The sequence below is a fragment of the Zunongwangia sp. HRR-M8 genome (genome assembly GCF_027594405.1).
GTDB lineage: Bacteria > Bacteroidota > Bacteroidia > Flavobacteriales > Flavobacteriaceae > Zunongwangia.
The window spans coordinates 602,781-621,501 of the sequence record NZ_CP115161.1; the positions used below are offsets into that span (position 1 = coordinate 602,781).

General features: G+C 35.2%; 15 protein-coding genes. 8 read left to right on the forward strand and 7 right to left on the reverse strand.

What is annotated here, in order from left to right; all coding sequences use genetic code 11:
• The first annotated feature begins 46 nt into the window (after positions 1 to 46).
• The gene (locus PBT89_RS02675) at positions 47 to 3,451 is read left to right on the forward strand and encodes a SusC/RagA family TonB-linked outer membrane protein (RefSeq protein WP_270063284.1); all 3,405 of its coding nucleotides are present in this window, start codon (positions 47 to 49) and stop codon (positions 3,449 to 3,451) included.
• 15 nt (positions 3,452 to 3,466) lie between these two features.
• Positions 3,467 to 5,332: a SusD/RagB family nutrient-binding outer membrane lipoprotein gene (locus PBT89_RS02680; protein ID WP_270063285.1), complete on the forward strand. Its 1,866-nt coding sequence runs from the start codon at positions 3,467 to 3,469 to the stop codon at positions 5,330 to 5,332.
• A 66-nt stretch (positions 5,333 to 5,398) separates the two neighbouring features.
• Here the strand turns inward: PBT89_RS02680 and PBT89_RS02685 are convergent, their stop codons facing one another.
• Positions 5,399 to 6,877, reverse strand: a complete 1,479-nt coding sequence (locus PBT89_RS02685) for an SLC13 family permease (RefSeq protein ID WP_270063286.1) — start codon at positions 6,875 to 6,877, stop codon at positions 5,399 to 5,401.
• A gap of 161 nt (positions 6,878 to 7,038) precedes the next feature.
• Between PBT89_RS02685 and PBT89_RS02690 the strand changes: the two genes are divergently transcribed.
• From PBT89_RS02690 to PBT89_RS02715, 6 genes are read left to right on the forward strand one after another with little or no spacing between them, the layout of a single operon-like run.
• A complete protein-coding gene (locus PBT89_RS02690; RefSeq protein ID WP_270063287.1) occupies positions 7,039 to 7,881 on the forward strand; it encodes a GLPGLI family protein in 843 nt (280 codons plus the stop codon).
• The gene (locus PBT89_RS02695; protein ID WP_270063288.1) at positions 7,878 to 8,660 is read left to right on the forward strand and encodes a GLPGLI family protein; all 783 of its coding nucleotides are present in this window, start codon (positions 7,878 to 7,880) and stop codon (positions 8,658 to 8,660) included. The genes PBT89_RS02690 and PBT89_RS02695 overlap by 4 nt, the downstream gene beginning before the upstream one ends.
• A gap of 21 nt (positions 8,661 to 8,681) precedes the next feature.
• On the forward strand, positions 8,682 to 9,491 hold the full coding sequence (locus PBT89_RS02700) for a GLPGLI family protein (protein ID WP_270063289.1): 810 nt from the start codon (positions 8,682 to 8,684) through the stop codon (positions 9,489 to 9,491).
• Positions 9,492 to 9,522: 31 nt separating this feature from the next.
• Complete coding sequence (locus PBT89_RS02705; protein WP_270063290.1) at positions 9,523 to 12,168, forward strand: carboxypeptidase-like regulatory domain-containing protein; 2,646 nt, start codon at positions 9,523 to 9,525, stop codon at positions 12,166 to 12,168.
• 36 nt (positions 12,169 to 12,204) lie between these two features.
• On the forward strand, positions 12,205 to 12,834 hold the full coding sequence (locus PBT89_RS02710; protein ID WP_270063291.1) for a copper homeostasis protein CutC: 630 nt from the start codon (positions 12,205 to 12,207) through the stop codon (positions 12,832 to 12,834).
• A gap of 39 nt (positions 12,835 to 12,873) precedes the next feature.
• Positions 12,874 to 13,011, forward strand: a complete 138-nt coding sequence (locus PBT89_RS02715; RefSeq protein ID WP_270059286.1) for a hypothetical protein — start codon at positions 12,874 to 12,876, stop codon at positions 13,009 to 13,011.
• A gap of 444 nt (positions 13,012 to 13,455) precedes the next feature.
• Here the strand turns inward: PBT89_RS02715 and groL are convergent, their stop codons facing one another.
• The 6 genes from groL to PBT89_RS02745 form a co-directional block, all read right to left on the reverse strand.
• Positions 13,456 to 15,096, reverse strand: coding sequence for a chaperonin GroEL (gene groL, locus PBT89_RS02720; protein WP_270063292.1), 1,641 nt, complete (start codon positions 15,094 to 15,096; stop codon positions 13,456 to 13,458).
• A 73-nt stretch (positions 15,097 to 15,169) separates the two neighbouring features.
• Positions 15,170 to 15,445: a co-chaperone GroES gene (locus PBT89_RS02725; protein WP_270059284.1), complete on the reverse strand. Its 276-nt coding sequence runs from the start codon at positions 15,443 to 15,445 to the stop codon at positions 15,170 to 15,172.
• 155 nt (positions 15,446 to 15,600) lie between these two features.
• Positions 15,601 to 15,963 (reverse strand): preprotein translocase subunit SecG, encoded by a 363-nt coding sequence (gene secG, locus PBT89_RS02730; RefSeq protein WP_270059283.1) that lies wholly within the window; start codon positions 15,961 to 15,963, stop codon positions 15,601 to 15,603.
• The gene (locus tag PBT89_RS02735) at positions 15,960 to 16,847 is read right to left on the reverse strand and encodes a hypothetical protein (protein ID WP_270063293.1); all 888 of its coding nucleotides are present in this window, start codon (positions 16,845 to 16,847) and stop codon (positions 15,960 to 15,962) included. Before PBT89_RS02735 ends, secG begins: the two co-directional genes overlap by 4 nt.
• Positions 16,848 to 16,854: 7 nt before the next feature.
• Positions 16,855 to 17,358: an LptE family protein gene (lptE, locus tag PBT89_RS02740; RefSeq protein ID WP_270063294.1), complete on the reverse strand. Its 504-nt coding sequence runs from the start codon at positions 17,356 to 17,358 to the stop codon at positions 16,855 to 16,857.
• A gap of 43 nt (positions 17,359 to 17,401) precedes the next feature.
• Positions 17,402 to 18,694, reverse strand: a complete 1,293-nt coding sequence (locus PBT89_RS02745; protein ID WP_270063295.1) for a sigma 54-interacting transcriptional regulator — start codon at positions 18,692 to 18,694, stop codon at positions 17,402 to 17,404.
• Between the last annotated feature and the right edge of the window lie 27 nt (positions 18,695 to 18,721).

An 18,721-nucleotide genomic window follows, 5' to 3' on the forward strand; every position in this document is an offset into this window, starting at 1 on the left:
ATTTTTAAGCAATCATTAACAATCACTTAATTAAAAACTTTATCACATGAACAAAAAATTACTCATTTTATTTGTTCTTTTCTTATTCTTTTCTCAGCTTATTGAAGCGCAACAACGCACTGTTCAAGGAACAGTGATGGATGGAGAAAGTGGGCTGCCTTTGCCAGGGGTAACAGTTATGGAAAAAGGAACATCAAATGGAGCTGCAACCAATTTCGATGGAAATTATCAAATAAATGTATCGGAAGATGCGGTCTTGGTTTTTTCAATGATCGGTTATAAATCAGAAGAAATTAATGTTTCGTCCAATCAGATAGATATTAACCTTCAGGTCGATACTCAGGCTCTTGGAGAGGTTATGGTCACAGCGCTTGGAATTAAGCGTGAAGTGAAACAATTGGGATATGCAATGAGTGAAGTTGAGGGTGAAGAAATTGTAAAAACCAATACAGTAAATCCAGTTAGGGGATTACAGGGTAAAGTCGCAGGTCTAAGCGTTGGAACTTCAGATGGTGGGCTTTTTGGAAATTCTAAAATACAGATTAGAGGGGTTTCCTCATTAAATTCTAGCAATAACCAGCCTATTTTTGTAATTGATGGTGTTATATTGGATAATAACACATCAAATTCTAGTGCAGACTGGGCTGCAAATGCAAATGATTACGGAAATATCCTTAAGAATTTAAATCCAGATGATTATAAAAGTATTTCTGTGCTAAAGGGGGCTGCAGCAACCGCTTTATATGGTTCAAGAGGAATTAATGGTGTTGTACTAATTGAAACTAAGGACGGGAGCGGAGCAAAAGGTTTAGGTGTAAGTGTTAGGCAGAGTGTTGGAATGGATTATGTTTTCAAGCAACCAGGATTACAAAATGAATTCGGACCAGGAACTTTACCAGGTTATGTAGGATATGGAGAGCAAAAAGCTGATGGTAGTTACTATCGTTTCTCACCACAATTTCATTATAACAGCGATGGAGATCCAACGCTAATTAATCATCCAGGAGGTGGGTTAAGTTTTGGTCCTAGATTCGATGGTAGGTTAATAGAAGATTATGACGGTTCTATGATTCCTTACAGTGCTAATGAAGATAATATGAAAGATGCATATGAAACAGGTTGGAACACCAATACTTATGTAGCTTTAAAAGGAGGTAATGAAAAAGGCAATTTCTATCTTTCAGATTCTTATTCTGAAAGGACAGGAATTTTACCAAATAATAGTTTTGATAGAAATACATTTTCATTTAGAGGATCTTATAATTTAGCAAGTTGGCTAAGGGCTAATGGATCTGTGTCTTTTACACAATCTAAAGCAAAAAATGCAAGTAATGATTTTTCTCAATTCTATTTCGAAGGTTATTTTGAGAGAATTTATAACACCGATAAGTATCAGCAAAATAAGTATTGGCAGGCTTCTCATGGTGGTGTTCCGTCTTCTGATTATGGTGATGAATACGCAAATGTTCCTGGAAGCGATTTATGGTTCAATTATAATACAGCGGACAATGTACAAAAAGAGACCGTTGTTAGACCAATTTTTCGTTTGTCTGCAGATGTAACTGATTGGATGACCGTTAACTTAGAAGGGAATATGAATTATTATGGTATTAGGTACGAGGGAAAAAGCTTAGGTTCTGGATATGCAAATGAAGGGGGGAGCTATACCTTAAATCATTCTCGTGATCTTACGAGAAACGGTAAGCTTAATATTAACCTTACACATAAGCTAACCAAAGATCTTTCCGCTAACCTATTACTAGGAGGTGAACTATGGGATCAAGAAAGATCATTTAGCAATGTTAGAACAGATGGTGGATTAATCGTGCCAGGTAGATTTTTTATGGATAACTCAAGAAGAAATCCTATCGGTACTGCAGCCGTTTCTGGAACAAAGCAAATCAACTCATTATATTTTCTATCCAGTTTCGATTATAAGGGCGAACTGTTTTTAGATATAACAGGAAGGAATGATTGGTCTTCAGCTTTGGTGTATAGCGATGGTACTGGGAATAACTCATATTTTTATCCGTCGATTTCTACATCTTGGATATTTGATCAAACTTTAGATCTTCCAAATTGGGTTAGTTTTGGAAAACTAAGAGCTTCATGGGCACAGGTAGGTAGTGACACAGATCCATTTGCAATTAACAGGGGGTATGAGATTAATTCTTATGAAATGCCAGGAGGTGGATTTGTAAATACAAATACAGTGAATACAACCTCAGTAGATCGTAGTATTGAACCTGAGCGTAAAAATTCTTTTGAAATAGGAGCAGATATTCGTCTTTTTAATAATCGATTTGGTCTGGATATAGCTTATTATGACGAAACTATTAAAAATCAAATTGGCTCTATACCTATTCCTGCTGAAAGTGGGTATGGTAATCTTCTTACTAACATCGGTACGCTAACTAATTACGGAGTAGAGGTGAGTTTAAATGTTACGCCTGTAAAAACCAATGATTTCAAATGGTTATCAACTTTTAATTATTGGAGAAATAGAACAAAGGTAAGAGATCTACATGAAGATTATGGCGAATACAAAGCTTTAGGTGGCGATATAGCTTATGGTAATTTTAGAGTAGGTTCTGTAGCTTTTGAAGGTGGTGAGTATGGGGTTTTAATGTCTGATAGTAAGCCAAAAACTTGGCAATCAACAGATGAAGAAGGAAATCCTATCGATGATGCAAGAAATGGGATGAAACTATTAACTTATAACGATTCTAGAAGAGGTGCAACATATATTAGAAGTGGTGAGCCTGAAAGGGTTGGGAAGGTTCAGCCAGATTTTGAGGGCTCTTGGAATAATGAATTTACGTACAAAGGTCTATCATTATCAATTCTTATGGATGCGCGAATAGGAGGTAATATTGCATCTTATTCCAGTAGATATGGTACTGCTTATGGTTATTTGGAAACATCTTTGAGAGGAAGAGATGAAAACTATGGAGGTGTATCCTGGACTTCAGAATACGCAGATACTCAAGGAGAAGAATATGGAGATGGAATAATTCCTGAAGGTGTTTTTCAGCAAGGACAAATGGTTACCACTCCTGATGGGAATTCAGTAGATGTTAGTGGTATGACATATCAGGAAGCTTATGATCAAGGATATGTAGAACCTACTCATGCGGGTTATTACCATTATTTTAGAAATTCTTGGGGTAACGGTGTGGTAAATGATGATTGGTTTACAGAATTAAAATATGTAGCCTTAAGAAATATTAGCATAGGATATAACTTACCTAAGAGTATCAGTGACCATATAAAAGCTAAAAACTTATATGTTGGTATAAATGGTAGAAATCTTGGATATCTCTACAATTCAATGCCAAATGATATAAATCCAGAAAGTTTTAGGGGTACCACAAGTTCAGATTCTTTTAGAGAAAGAGCTTTTTTACCATACCAAGCAAGTTATACTTTTACTGTTTCTATAGATTTTTAAGAAAAAAGATATTACATGAAAAATTTAAATAAAATAAGTGTTATTCTTCTGATCATTTTTACATCCTATGGATGTGATAAAGAAGATTTCGCAGATCTTAATAGTGACCCATCAGTGAGTCAAAACGCGGAGTTGAGATTTTCTATAACCAAGGGAATTGAACAGATGTATGGTAATGATTATACATCTTGGTTCTATGATTCCTTCGATTATACATATCCATGGTCACAGGTAACCACCGGTTCTGCAGGAGGTGGTAACACTGAAGGATTGGTTGAAATGGGAAGTAATGGGGGGTTCATGCACATTTATAATTATATTATACCAAATATGAGAGATGTGCGTGCAAGAATTGATGCAATGCCTGAAGAAGAACAAACCGAAATGCAGGCGATGAGAGGCATGACATATCCTATACAGATATTACCTGTAATGCAATATTCCGATTATTATGGAGCAATGATTTACTCCGAAGCAGGACTCGCTCCATATACAACTCCACCGCTTATTACTCCAAAATATGATACTCAAGAAGAGCTTTATGATTTATGGTTGGAGGAGTTAGATTTAGCTATTGAATCTTTACTGGCACCAAATCAGTTTGATATAGGAAGTCAAGATATAGTTTATGGAGGTGATTATCAGAAATGGGCTAAATTTTGTAATCTACTTAAGTTAAAGATTGCTGCAAGATTAGTAAATGCAGATAGGGCTAAAGCGATTCAAATAGTTGAAGAGGTAATGAATTCTGAAGCCGGTTATATGAACTCTTTAGACGATGATTTTATTTATCAAAGAGGAATAAATTATTTTGGTACAGGGGAAGGAGTACAGCCAGGAATTGGTGGAATAAACCTGATAGATTTTATGGTTGATAATCGTGATCCAAGAGTGAGGGTATTATTTGAAAAGAATTCTTTCAATGGAGAAGTTGTGCAAGCTTTTATAGATGTCGATCAACAGCTACCTCCTTATGTAGAAGATTATGTAATAACCGATGAGAATGGCAATTTCAATGGATGGAGTGGTCCCGGTGAACCTTGGGTACGATATTTTGGTGTACCTTTAGCGCCAGAAGAAGTTCTTAAAAGTGAAAATCAGTACTATTTTAATCAAGGAGTTTTAAATAGAATTAGTCTGAATGACGTAGAAAAAGCATATGCTTCAACTTCTAATTTCAACGAAAGAGTTGTGCGCACGGGTTATGCATTTGTTTATCCTACTAAACCGGGAGGAAGGGTAATTGAAAAACGAGATAATTATCCACCACTACAGGTGATTATGGGATCTGCAGCTGAAACTTATTTTTATTTAGCTGAATTTAAATTATTAGGAGCTAATATTACTGGTACGGCTCAGGAATATTTTAATGCAGGTGTTGAGTTTTCGGTGAGAAGATTGGATCAATTGGCTAATAATAATGATTTTCCATATTATGAAAAAGATCCCGTTTATATGGATGATGAAATGGCAACCATGGCGGCAAGCGGGCTAAAACCTGGAGAATTAGATATGTTACTTTCTAAATCAGCGTACGATCTATCTACAAATGGCTTAGAAAAAATTTATATCCAACAATACATCAATTTCATGGGAACTCCTGGTGATGTTTGGACTACGGTTAGAAGATCTGGTATTCCGAAAAGAAATAGTGAATATTTACCTTGGGATAAACTTGCCTCGAGTGTTGCAGAGCTTACTATCCCAAGGCGGTTTAGAATTGACGCTCCTAGTGCAGATAACCAAAACTATCAAAATAGATTAAATATTTTGGAAACTCAAGGATTCACTGCGGGTACAAATAATCCTCAAACCCTGAATGAGGAAAGGATTTGGTTTGATATCAATAACCCTGATTATGGTTCAGGCCCGAAGGAATAAATTTTATATTAATTTTAAACAAAAAAGGCCGGTATTTCCGGTCTTTTTTGTTTCAACTAATAACAACTACTTAAAAACCTTTGGTATGGTAAAAGGATCGAAATCCCATAAAATTGGTAGGGCAAAATAGATAATAAGGCTGATTAATAAAATAGATAATATATTTAACCAAAATCCTGTTTTCATCATATCAGCTATTTTTAGATACCCCGATCCAAATACTACGGCATTTGGTGGCGTGGCAACCGGAAGCATAAAAGCGCAACTGGCCGCTAATGTTGCTGCTACCATTAGCAAATAGGGATGAAGGTTTAAAGCTAATGCCATAGGAGCTAAAATAGGTAACAACATTGCAGTAGTAGCGGTATTCGATGTAACTTCGGTTAAAAAGTTCATGGCAGTAATCAATATCAGCAATAATAAAAACAGTGGTAAATTCTCCAGGTTAACCAGTTGCTCACCTATCCAGTTTGCCAATCCAGTATCATCAAAAGCTTTGGCTAAGGCCATACCACCACCAAAAAGCAGAATAATTCCCCAGGGAATTTTTACAGCTTCTTCCCAGTTTAGAAGTCTTTTTTGATCTTTTTTTTGCTTGCCAGACGGAATCAAAAACAAAGAAATTCCGGCGGTAATTGCTATAATGGTATCGTCGATATTGGGTAAGAAATCCTGAAGAAAATAAGATCTGGTAATCCAGCATAAGGCTGTTAATACAAACACTATTAAAACTCGTTTTTCTTGTAAACTAATTTTGCCTAATTCTTCTAATAATCTTTTAATTTCTGTTTTACCACCGGGAAATTCAGTTTGTTTAAACTTAAAAGCAAAGCTGGTGATATACTTCCAACAAAAGGCTAGTAGCAGGATAGATATTGGTATTCCAAGAAGTGCCCATTTCAGAAAACTTATTTCAATACCGTATAATTCTTCTACAATTCCTGCAAAAACTAGATTAGGCGGAGTACCGATTAACGTACCGATGCCTCCAATAGATGCGCTATACGCAATAGCTAACATTAGTGCTTTTCCGAAGACTTTATTTTCATCTTCGCTAGTTTCCGGGTTATCTTTTAACTGAGTGATAATCGCCGTCCCGATGGGAAGCATCATTACAGAGGTTGCTGTATTCGAAATCCACATGGATAAAAATGCGGTTGCTACCATGAAACCCAGGATGATGAATTTGATATTTGTTCCAATAATATTAATAATGTTGAGTGCTATTCTTCGATGTAGTTGCCATTTTTCTATTGCTACTGCCAATATAAAACCACCCATATATAGGAAAACATATTTGTGACCGTAAGAAGCTGTGGTTAAACCAATGTCTAGAGCACCGCTTAAAGGAAAAAGTATAATAGGTAATAAAGCAGTTGCCGCAATGGGAATAATTTCAGTTACCCACCAAATTGCCATCCATAACGTAATCGCTAAAATATCAAATGCTTCCGGAGACATTTCTGCCGGAGGTTGTAAAAATTGAAATATTCCGAAAATTAAAGGACCTGATATTAATATTAGGCTTTTTAAAGTGCTGTTCATTTACAATATGTTATTCAGCCGGAAGATAATTATTTTTCTGAATAGCAAAACAGTCCGCTGTATTACTATGTTAATAGTTTTATTACTAAAAAAATAGTTGTTTTTAGTTGTTTCTTTTTAATTTATATAAGATATTGTGGATGAATCAATCAGAAATCAATATGAAAAATAAATTTATCTTCATTTTAGCTTTTTTAATGCTAAGTGCTTTTCCACTCCAAGCTCAAAATAAACTTAACTATCGAGTGAGCTATGAACTTACTTATAAATTAGATTCAACAGATTTAGAATCCAGTAAATCTGAAGTGATGTGGCTTTTCGCAAATAATGATTCGTCTTTATTTATAAGTAGAGGAGCAGCTTTAAAAGACTCTATATCTGTAAATGTTAACATTGCAGATATTGGATCTGAAAGATGGAAAAGTAAAATGGAAGCTGCAAAAACCGAATTTGAATATCGAATTTTCAAAAATAAATCTGAAAATAAGCTGGGATACGGAATTAAACTGATGGACGACAAATTGTATTACTCACAAGATATCGATAAAATAAAATGGGACATACACGCTGACGCTAAAAAGATCGCTGGCTACAACGCACAAAAAGCGACAACAAGTTTTGCCGGTAGAGATTATATCGCTTGGTTTACTTCGGAAATTCCACTTACCGATGGCCCTTATAAATTTGCAGGTTTACCGGGACTGATATTAGAATTGCAGGATACCGAAGCTGAATATGTTTTTAAGTTCGCTGGTTTTGAAGAGCTTGCCAATCCTTTAGAGTACGAGATTTTTCCTGAAAAATATAAAGAAGTCAAGAAAAAAGAACTTTTAGATCTAGTAGAAACTTATGAAAAAGATCCTATAAGTTATGTTAATAATTATGTAGGTGAAGGTGGTAAGGTGATTCGAATAGGTCTTGAAGGTGAGGAAAAAAAAGATTATCTTAGAAAACATCGAGCAGAACTGGCTAAAAAAAATAATTCTATAGAATTAGAAAAATGAGAAGTCTTTTTATCCTTGTGTTTATACTTTGTTTAGAAAATGTGGTGGCGCAAAATTCATATTCCTATAAAGCAACTTATCAACTCGAATATCAAGAAGATTCTACCGATGAGAATTCGATATTATCTGAAACTGTTGTGCTTTATTTAGGAGAAGGAATATCTCGATATTCAAGTTTGGGTAAAGCGGTTAAAGATTCTCTAGGAGCTTTCGAAGCTCCGGAAACCGATTTTAACTACAAGATCTACAAAAATTACCAGGATAATGAAATCACTTTAGCCGAAAGTATTACGGCAGACCGATATAAATATAAATATGAGCAAGATTTAAACACAATCGATTGGGAAATTGAGCCAGAGAATAAAGAAATTTTAGGCTTTAGCGTTCAGAAGGCTGTGGGGTCTTTTGCGGGTAGAAGTTATATCGCTTGGTTTGCTCCGGAATTACCATTTTCTGATGGGCCTTATAAGTTTAATGGCTTGCCTGGACTTATTTTAGAGATTTCTGATATTAAAGATGATTACCATTTTAGATTAACTGCATTTCAGGAATTCGAAAAACCGGTAACCAAAAAATCGAATTTGGATAATTATAAATTGGTTTCTCAGGAAGAGCTTGACCAATTTAGAGACGATAATGACCGTGATCCCATTGCTGCAATGAGAAATGCAGGTCTAAAAATCGCTTTTAGTAAAAAGGAGCATGAAATTGAAACTAGAAAAATGCTAAGCGAAAAGTACGAAAGACGAAATAATCCGATTGAGCTTCAGCCAAAATAAATTTATTAATCTAAAATCTTTATGAAATTCAAAATAGGTCTAATATTGCTATTATTTTTTTTTAAGATTACAGCACAGGAGAAACCGAAAAGAAAATTCAATTATAAAGCAACTTATCAACTCGAATATCAGGAAGATTCTACCGATCAAAATTCAATAAAATCTGAAACTGTTGTGCTTTACTTAGGAGAAGGAATATCTCGATATTCAAGTTTAGGTAAAGCGGTTAAAGATTCTTTAGAGAATATGCCTAATCCTAAAAGGATGAGGATGGATGAGTACAATAAAATGACCGATTTTAAATATAAAATCTTTAAAAATTACCAGAATAACGAACTTGTTTTAGCCGAAAAAATATTCCAATATGATTTGAAATATAAGCAGGATCTTAAACAAATCGATTGGGAAATTCAGCCCGAGAAAAAAGAAATTTTAGGCTTTAGCGTTCAGAAGGCGACGGGCTCTTTTGCGGCTAGAAATTATATTGCCTGGTTTACTCCAGAATTACCATTTTCTGATGGCCCTTATAAGTTTAATGGTTTGCCGGGACTTATTGTAGAGATTTCAGACCAGAAAAATGATTATCATTTTACTCTTACCGGATTTCAGGAATTAGAAAAACCGGTAAGTATACTATTGGATCTTGATAGTTATAAAACTGTTTCTCAGGAAGAACTTGATCAGGTTCGAGACGATTATAACCGCGATCCTATTGGAACAATGGAAAAGGCAGGAATCGTATTTGGTTGGAGTGAAGAAGACGAAGCTAAACAAAAAAAAGAACTCACTAAAAAGTATAAGCGACGAAATAATCCAATTGAACTTCAGTAATTAGTAAGCATCATCAATCAAAATATAAACATTGAAAAGATCAGCAAAAGCTTTATTCTTAATACTATTAATATGCGTTGCCTTTACAGGCTATTCTCAAACTGAAATTACCGGGCAGGTTTTAGACAATAACAGTAAAAAGCTTAGCGGCGCGACGGTGATGATCAGTAAAGATTCGGTTTCTTCGATCTTAGCTTATGGGATTTCAGATGGTGAAGGAAAATTTCAAGTCAGCGTTAAAACCGAATCAGAATCTTTGTTTTTAAAAGTTTCCTATATTGGTTTTAGGGCTTTTGAAAAAACGATTCAGAATAAAAAGCAGGCACTAAAAGTCAAACTTTCGCCTTCTTCAGAAGCTTTAAAAGAAGTTATCGTGAAATCTGAAATTTTACAACAACGTGGCGATACGCTTAGTTTTTCGGTAGCTGCTTTTAAGGGGAAAAATGATCGTGTGATTGCCGATGTTCTAAAGAAATTACCGGGAATCGATATTCGGCCAAACGGACAGATTTTTTATAAAGACGAGCCTATCCAAAAATATTATATCGAAGGTTTAGATCTTTTAGAAGGTCGCTATAATTTGGCTAATAATAATCTTTCAGCGAATGCAGTTTCTAAAGTTGAAATTCTGGAAAATCATCAGCCGGTAAAAGTTTTGGATAGTTTAGAATTTTCAGAGCGCGCTTCTATAAATATCAAGCTTAAAAAAGAGGTTACGGTTAGCGGAACGGCGACTGCCGGGATTGGCGCTGCGCCTTTGCTTTGGCAAACTAAAATAACGCCGATGATTTTTACTAAAAAGCAGCAGGCCATCCTTACTTATCAAAGTAATAATACCGGAAGCGATATATCTGGTGAGATTCGCAATTTTTCTATCCGTTTTGTTGGAGCAGAGTTTGATATCGATAAAACCGATTGGCTTTCGATACAAAATGTATCTGAGCCACCATTCTCATCACAGCGCTGGCTTGATAATAATGTTCATTTAGGTTCAGCAAACATCTTACAGCGTATAAAAAAAGATAGGGATCTAAAACTGAATATTTCTTATCTTAACGATTACCAACAGCAGGATGGACGTACGCAAACTCGGTATTTTACGCCTACCGATACGATTGATGTGATTGAAAACACCAGCAACGATATTTTTATAAGCAAGTTAGAAGGGCAACTTACCTTTGAGAATAATGCTGATAAAAATTATCTGAAAAATCAATTGGAATTTAATGGTTCTTGGAATGCTAATCGTGGGCTAATCGATCGTTCTAATGCCCAAATAAAACAGCAGTTAGATAATCCTTTCTTCGGAATAAAAAACGATCTGCGCCTGCTTAGAACTGTCGGTAAACAATTAATTACTTTTACTTCAAACACCGGCTTTACGGAAACCAATCAAGATCTGCTGGTGCAACCTGGGCAATTTGAGACTATTTTTAATGATGGCGATTCTTATGGTGAAATTCAGCAACTGGTATCCGCAAGAAAATGGTATACCAATAATTTAGCTGGTTTTACCAAAGCGCTTGGCAAATTTACAATATCGCCAAAATTTGGATTTTCTATTCAAAATCAACAATTGGAGACCGATATTTTTCTGGAAGATGGGGTAGAGGTTTTAGATACCGATTTTAAAAACCGAACCAAATTTTTACAGTCTTCAATATATTTCAAAAACTATTTCAGATTTAAAAATAAGGATGAAACCTGGAATTTAAGTTTAAGTACGCCGTTAGCGTTTAAAAGTTTCGATCTTGAAGATGATAACTTTAAAGAAAAAAGAAATTTAGATCGATTGGTTTTCGAACCCAGGTTTTCTGTAGATAAAAAACTTTCAACCTTTTGGGAAGTAGATGCTTCTGCAGGATTGCGTTATGATTTTGGTGAAATTCAACAATTATACTACGGATTTTTGCTGAATGGCTATCGAAATTTGAATCGGTATGACGCGCCAATTTCAGAAAAAACACGACAGGATTATAGTGCGGGACTGGCTTATCGAAATCCCTTAAAGCAATTGTTTTTAAACGCGTCGTATTCGTATAATTATACTGAAAATAATTTATTGTATAGTTCTACTATTGGTGAAAATGGAGCTACAATTTTAGAAGCAATAGAAAAAGAAAATACGTTTGATGCTCATAGTTTTAGTGCCGGCGGAAGTAAATATTTCAGAAAAATAAAAACAACGGTAAAACTGAATGCTTCTTATAATTTGTCGACACGCCAACAACTTTTAAATAATACGCTAGCAGAGGTAAATACGAAAAGTTTTGTTTTACGAGGAAGTGTAGATGCTGAGGTTAGCAGTTGGTTAATTGCAAATTATTCGGGTAATTTCTCAACTTTTACTTCGGGTTTTGGGGGCAACGATTTTCAGCAAATAGAAACGCATCAGCATACTGCAGATCTTTATTTTTATCCAAAAGACAATCAATACTTAAGTATCAGCGGTGAATATTATGGCAATTCTTTATCTGAAAATGGCGATAATTATTTTTTGAACCTGGGTTATCAGTTTACTTTTGAAAAACCAAAAATGGATTTAAATATTAGTTGGCGAAATATCCTGAATACCGATCAATTTATAAACGCCAGTAACAACCAGTATTATTACGTGCAAAGTAGTTATCGTTTGCGCCCGTCTCAGGTAATGGCCACTTTAAAGTTTACGCTTTAAATTTTTTAAGTTGACCCAGAATTAATTTTGTGACAAATGACGAATTTAAAAAAAGAAGCCTGTGTAGAATCTTTAGAAGAAGCTTTAAGAGCTGAGGCGTTTGGCGCAGATCGAATTGAATTATGCGCAAACTTAGCTTTAGATGGAATTACTCCTGATAGAAATGTAATTCAGCAGGCAAAAGAGCAGGTGCAGATTCCAATTCGAGTTATGATTCGCCCTCGCGCAGGAGATTTTGTGTATTCTGAAGATGAATTTTTAAGAATGAAGAAGGATATTGAATTTTGTCATCAAGTTGGAGTAGAAGGAGTAGTTTTTGGAATTTTGAATACAGATAACACATTAGATTTAGACCGAATTTCGACTCTGGTAGCGCATTCTAAACCATTAAAAGTAGTCATACATAAAGCGATTGATGAAACTCCGGATATTTTAAAAGCAACTGAAGACTTAGTTAAAATCGATGGAATTTCTACGATTTTGACTTCAGGAGGAAAAACGACCGCGAAAGAAGGAATTTCAACTTTGAAAGAAATGCTTGCAATTGCAGATAAAAAGCTGGAAATCATGCCCGCTGGAAGAATTACTAGTAGCAATTTAGGCGAAATGCATAAATGTATCGGTGCAAGAGCTTATCATGGGCGTAAAATTGTTGGTGTGTTTTAATAATTTTTTATAATTTAGCTAGTCCAAACGTTTTTTAATATGAATGCTGAAAAGAAGAGAAAACCGGAGGAAAATCTTAAAATCACCGTATTAATTATTCTGGCGATAGTTGTTTTTCAGATAATTATGGATTGGAGCGATTTTAAAACAGGTCTTATAGGAGCGCTAGTTCACTAAACCAACAAATGTTGCGGTTTAAGTTTTTCTTACGAAACTTGTGAATTTCAGAAGGATAGCTATATGCAATAGGTCAGACTTCAATTTCTATTAATTTTAGGTGAATTTGTATCACTTTTTTGTTCACCGATAAATCTGAATTCTTTACTTTTTTCAGGATATATTTTCTATTACTTTTTCAGAATAGTTATTTTGATTTTTAGGGAAAATTTGAATAGTGAAATAAATACTGATCAATACCTTTCCTCAAAAAGTTTCGAAGAAAAAAAGGATTTTTAGTTTATGATTTTCATCAGATTTATTTAATAATCTTGTAGATAGTTTCTGGAGTTAAAAATTATTTATAGCTATCTCTACTCTCTCTCTCTCTGGTTATTTTAAAACAAAAAAGCTGCCTTAAATGAATAAGACAGCTTTTTAAATGATTTGGGTTTAGAGATGTAATTACATCATTCCTGGCATTCCGCCACCCATTCCTTGTGGAGGCATTCCGCCACCAGCATTATCTTCTTTGATGTCGATCAAAGCACATTCTGTTGTTAAAATCATTCCAGATACAGAAGCTGCATTTTCTAAAGCTACACGAGTTACTTTTTTAGGATCAATAATACCAGCCTTCATCATATCTACATACGTGTCGGTTTTAGCATCGTATCCATAATCTTTATCACCTTCTAGTACTTTATTGATTACTACAGATCCTTCACCACCTGCGTTTTCAACAATTGTTCTAAGCGGAGATTCGATAGCACGAGCTACAATTTGAATTCCGGTTGCTTCATCTGCATTTTCAGTAGAAATTGCTTCAAGAACTGCTTTAGCTCTTACTAAAGCAACACCACCACCGGCAACAATACCTTCTTCTACAGCTGCACGAGTTGCATGAAGTGCATCATCTACACGGTCTTTTTTCTCTTTCATTTCAACTTCAGAAGCTGCACCTACATAAAGTACTGCAACACCACCTGCTAATTTAGCAAGACGCTCCTGTAGTTTTTCTTTATCGTAATCTGAAGTTGTAGTTTCGATCTGAGCTTTGATTTGGTTTACACGCTCTTTAATAGCATTATCATCACCAGAACCGTTAACTACAGTAGTATTATCTTTATCGATAGCTACTTTTTCAGCAGTACCTAACATATCGATAGTTGCATTTTCTAAAGAGAATCCTCTTTCTTCAGAAATTACAGTACCACCGGTAAGAATAGCGATATCTTCTAACATTGCTTTTCTACGATCTCCGAATCCTGGAGCTTTTACAGCAGCAATTTTAAGAGAACCTCTTAATTTGTTTACAACTAAAGTAGCAAGCGCTTCACCGTCTACATCTTCAGCAATAATTAAAAGTGGTTTTCCAGATTGCGCTACTGGCTCTAGAATAGGCATAAGATCCTTCATTGTAGAAATCTTCTTATCGAAAAGAAGAATATAAGGATTTTCTAAATCAGCAGTCATTTTCTCACTGTTAGTAACAAAGTAAGGAGAAAGGTAACCTCTATCAAACTGCATACCTTCAACAACATCTACATAAGTATCTGTTCCTTTTGCTTCTTCAACAGTAATAACTCCTTCTTTACCAACTTTTCCAAAAGCTTCAGCGATTAATTCACCAATAAGCTCATCGTTGTTTGCTGAAATAGAAGCAACCTGCTTAATTTTTTCTGAAGAATCACCAACTTCCTGAGTTTGCTCAGCTAAGTTTTTAGTTAAAGCTTCTACAGCTTTATCAATTCCTCTTTTAAGATCCATTGGGTTTGCACCTGCTGCAACGTTTTTAAGGCCTTCTTTAACGATAGCTTGAGCCAGAACAGTAGCAGTAGTTGTACCGTCACCAGCAAGATCGTTAGTTTTAGAAGCAACTTCTTTTACCATCTGCGCTCCCATATTTTCAAGCTCGTCTTCAAGCTCGATTTCTTTAGCTACAGAAACACCATCTTTAGTTACTGTTGGAGCACCAAATGATTTACTTATAATTACGTTACGACCTTTAGGTCCTAATGTTACTTTTACTGCATTTGCAAGAGCATCTACACCACGTTTAATTCCGTCACGTGCTTCGATGTCGAATTTTATCTCTTTTGCCATTTTATTGTAAATTTTAGTAGCCGAAAAAAGTCAGCTAAAAATTGGTTAATTTTAAATTGAATTTAGAAAGAAACTATACGATAGCCAGAATATCGTCCTCTCTCATGATAAGATAATCTGTACCTTCCAATTTAAGTTCGGTACCAGCAAATTTTCCATAAAGAACTGTATCACCAACACTAACAGTCATGTCATGATCCTTGGTTCCTTTACCAACTGCAACAACTTTACCTCTTTGTGGTTTTTCTTTAGCAGTCTCTGGAATGTAAATACCCGAAGCTGTTTTAGTTTCAGCTGCTACAGGTTCGATAAGAACTCTGTCAGAAAGCGGTTTAATGTTTAGTCCCATTTTCTATAATTTTATTTTGATTAATTAATTTAAAAACTCGAAACTGAATATTTCGAAAATTATGCCACGTGAAAAAAGCTGACATTAATAAATAAAAAATGCCAGCTTAGTGACAAGCTGGCATTTTTAACCATTAATAAAAATGGGATCGTATTTTATTGAGCACTATCTGCAGCAGGAGCAGTTTGTGATTGCTCATTTTGCTGTGCTGGTACATTGTTTTGTGGTAAAGTATTTTCTACTTCATCCTCATCAAAAATTTTGGAATCTTCGAAACCATTACCACCATCCATAATAGATACATTACTTACAAGAATAAGTACAAGTAAAACGGTTGCGAGTGTCCATGTACTTTTATCTAGAAAGTCATTTGTTTTTTGTACACCACCAATTTGTTGGCCACCGCCACCAATAGAAGAAGATAATCCTCCTCCCTTAGGATTTTGCACCATGATAACTACCACTAGCAAAAATGCTACGATAACTATTAAAACTAAAAAAATTGTAAAAGTGCTCATTCTTTCTCTTTATTATTTTCCTGAATTTTTTCGACTGCTCGAATTTGGTCTGCAAAGAAACCACTTTTTTCGGGATTTTTCAAAATTAAAATTTTATATGCCTGAATTGCTTTTTTGTAATTCTTTTGCTCCAGATAAACCCGGGCTAAAGTCTCTGTCATTAAGGCTTCGGGTGCGGGAGTGGATAAATCTGGTGTGCTGGCCTTCGGTGCAGATTTAGTTGGTTTGATTTTGGGATTTTTAGAAATAAAACGATCAATAATGTCAAATTTCTTCTGAATATTTTCTGGTGTATCCTCCTCTTTTTCTTCTTTTTTTTGCTGAAGTGGCTGGGCTGAAGTTAAACGTAACCATTCTGAAAAACTGTGAGATTCAGAATTATTGAACTGTAAAGGTTGCCCAATTTTTAATTGATCTTTCGGTTCTTGTTTTGATTCAGATTCTGTTTGTACTTCCGCAGCATTTTTAGATTTAGAACGTTCAAATAATTCAGGATCCATCACTTTATCAGATTCGTCCTGCTTCATTTGGATCGCTTCCCCAATCGCCATACTTTTTTTACCAAGTACCTGTATTGGTTCGGTAACTTCAAGATTGTAAAGTTTGTTTTCTTGTTCTTTAATTTGATCTGCAATTCTACTTTGGTTGAAATTTACAGAGCTTATGTATTCAAAAAGGATTTCACGGTCTGTAGTAAAAGCAGCGGTTTTTCTTAAAGCTGAGTTATACGATGGGCTCTCTGCATCTTTTAATCCTTTTAATCGAATTGCACGTGCCGCCTGAAAATAAGGTGCATTCATTAGAATATCTTCCAGCTCTCTGGTTTCCTGTGGAGAAACTTCCTCGGGATGTTCTAATAAATATGTGAAATTCTTTATATCCATATAATTTCTACCAGTCGGTTAAAGCTGCATTAAAAATATCCTGTGTAATTCGATCATAAATTTCATCGATGGCGGTATCCAAATTGCCACCAATTAATTGTTGTCCTGCCGGGTAATCGTAATAAAAAGAAAAGCGTCTATCAAAATCTTTTTCTGGCTCTAAAGTATTATAATATCTTATCTGGACTGCGATTGTTAAACGGTTTTGTGCAGCTGTATTTTGCGCAGTCGCCGTCATTGGGGCGATATAATAATCGATAATTTCGCCTTCAAAAATTAGATCTGCATTGTTATTGGTTAAAGTAAGGTTGGTTTGGCTTTGAATAAGATCCTGTAAATCTAACTTAAAAGTTCTCTCGATACCTGGTTCAATTAAATCTGCCGTATTTTGAAAATTGTTAACTTGAAAGGTTTCCGCATTTCCTGTGCTTGCCCCTGTAAAAGAATAAATTCCGCAGGAAACCAGTGTTAAAATACTAAAAATCGATAAAACTAGTCCTAATTTCTTCATAGGTTCGGTTGCCAAATATTGCTTCTAAAACGGCAAATATTAATTATAAATTGTATTGTTTGATCTTTCGGTAAAGTGTGCGTTCGCTAATACCTAACTCTTCAGCAGCTGCTTTACGTTTGCCGCTGTGTCGCTCCAGTGATTTTTTGATCAGCTCTAATTCTTTATCCTGAAGTGAAAGTGTTTCCTCTTCTTCGATTTCTTCAGCAAAGTGATATTTGTCCTTTTCAGACATGTTCTCTGGCTGAGGATCATAATCATTATTACTGCTTTGTTGCGGGATTTGTAGAACTTCAAGATTGTCACTATCCAGATCTTCTACATTAAAGTCTTCTTCATCCTCATCGCCATTTCCGTAGATTTTCTGAATTAAACCTTCATTTTCATCTCTAACCTCCTTAGAGTTGCCTTCCTGCATTAACTTTAGCGTAAGTTTCTTTAAATCGTTAAGATCGTTTTTCATGTCAAAAAGAACCTTATATAAAATCTCACGCTCGTTGCTAAAATCGCTTTCTTTTTTCTTATCTGAAATTACTGCGGGTAAATTGCTACCCATATCTGGTAAATATTCTTTCAGCTCTTTACCGTTGATAGATCGCTTTTGTTCTAAAACTGAAATTTGCTCAGCAATATTGCGAAGCTGGCGAATATTACCGCCCCAATGATATTTTTGCATCAAAAGAACAGCATCATCTTCCAATCTAATGGTGGGCATCTTATATTTTAATGCGAAATCTGAAGCAAATTTTCTGAAAAGTAGATGAATATCTCCCTTTCGATCCCTTAGAGCGGGTAAATTAATTTCTACAGTGCTTAATCTATAGTAAAGATCTTCTCTAAATTTCTCTTTTTTGATCGATTCGAACATGTTGATGTTGGTCGCAGCTACGATCCTTACATTGGTTTTCTGTACTTTAGAAGAACCTACTTTTATAAATTCTCCATTTTCCAAAACCCGTAAAAGTCGAACCTGGGTGGGAAGCGGAAGTTCGCCAACTTCATCAAGAAAAATGGTTCCGCCATCGGCAACTTCAAAATAACCGCTACGGGTTTGTGTTGCACCGGTAAATGCACCTTTTTCGTGTCCAAAAAGCTCACTGTCGATGGTGCCTTCTGGTATTGCACCACAGTTTACCGCTATATATTTTCCATGCTTTCTATGCGAAAGCGAATGTACTATTTTAGGTATGCTTTCTTTACCAACACCACTTTCTCCAGTTACTAAAACCGAAATATCAGTTGGAGCAACCTGTATTGCTTTTTCAATTGCCCGGTTAAGTTTTTGGTCGTCTCCTATAATCCCGAAACGTTGCTTTATGGCCTGTACTGATTCCATTTAAAAATATGCAGTATTGATTATTAC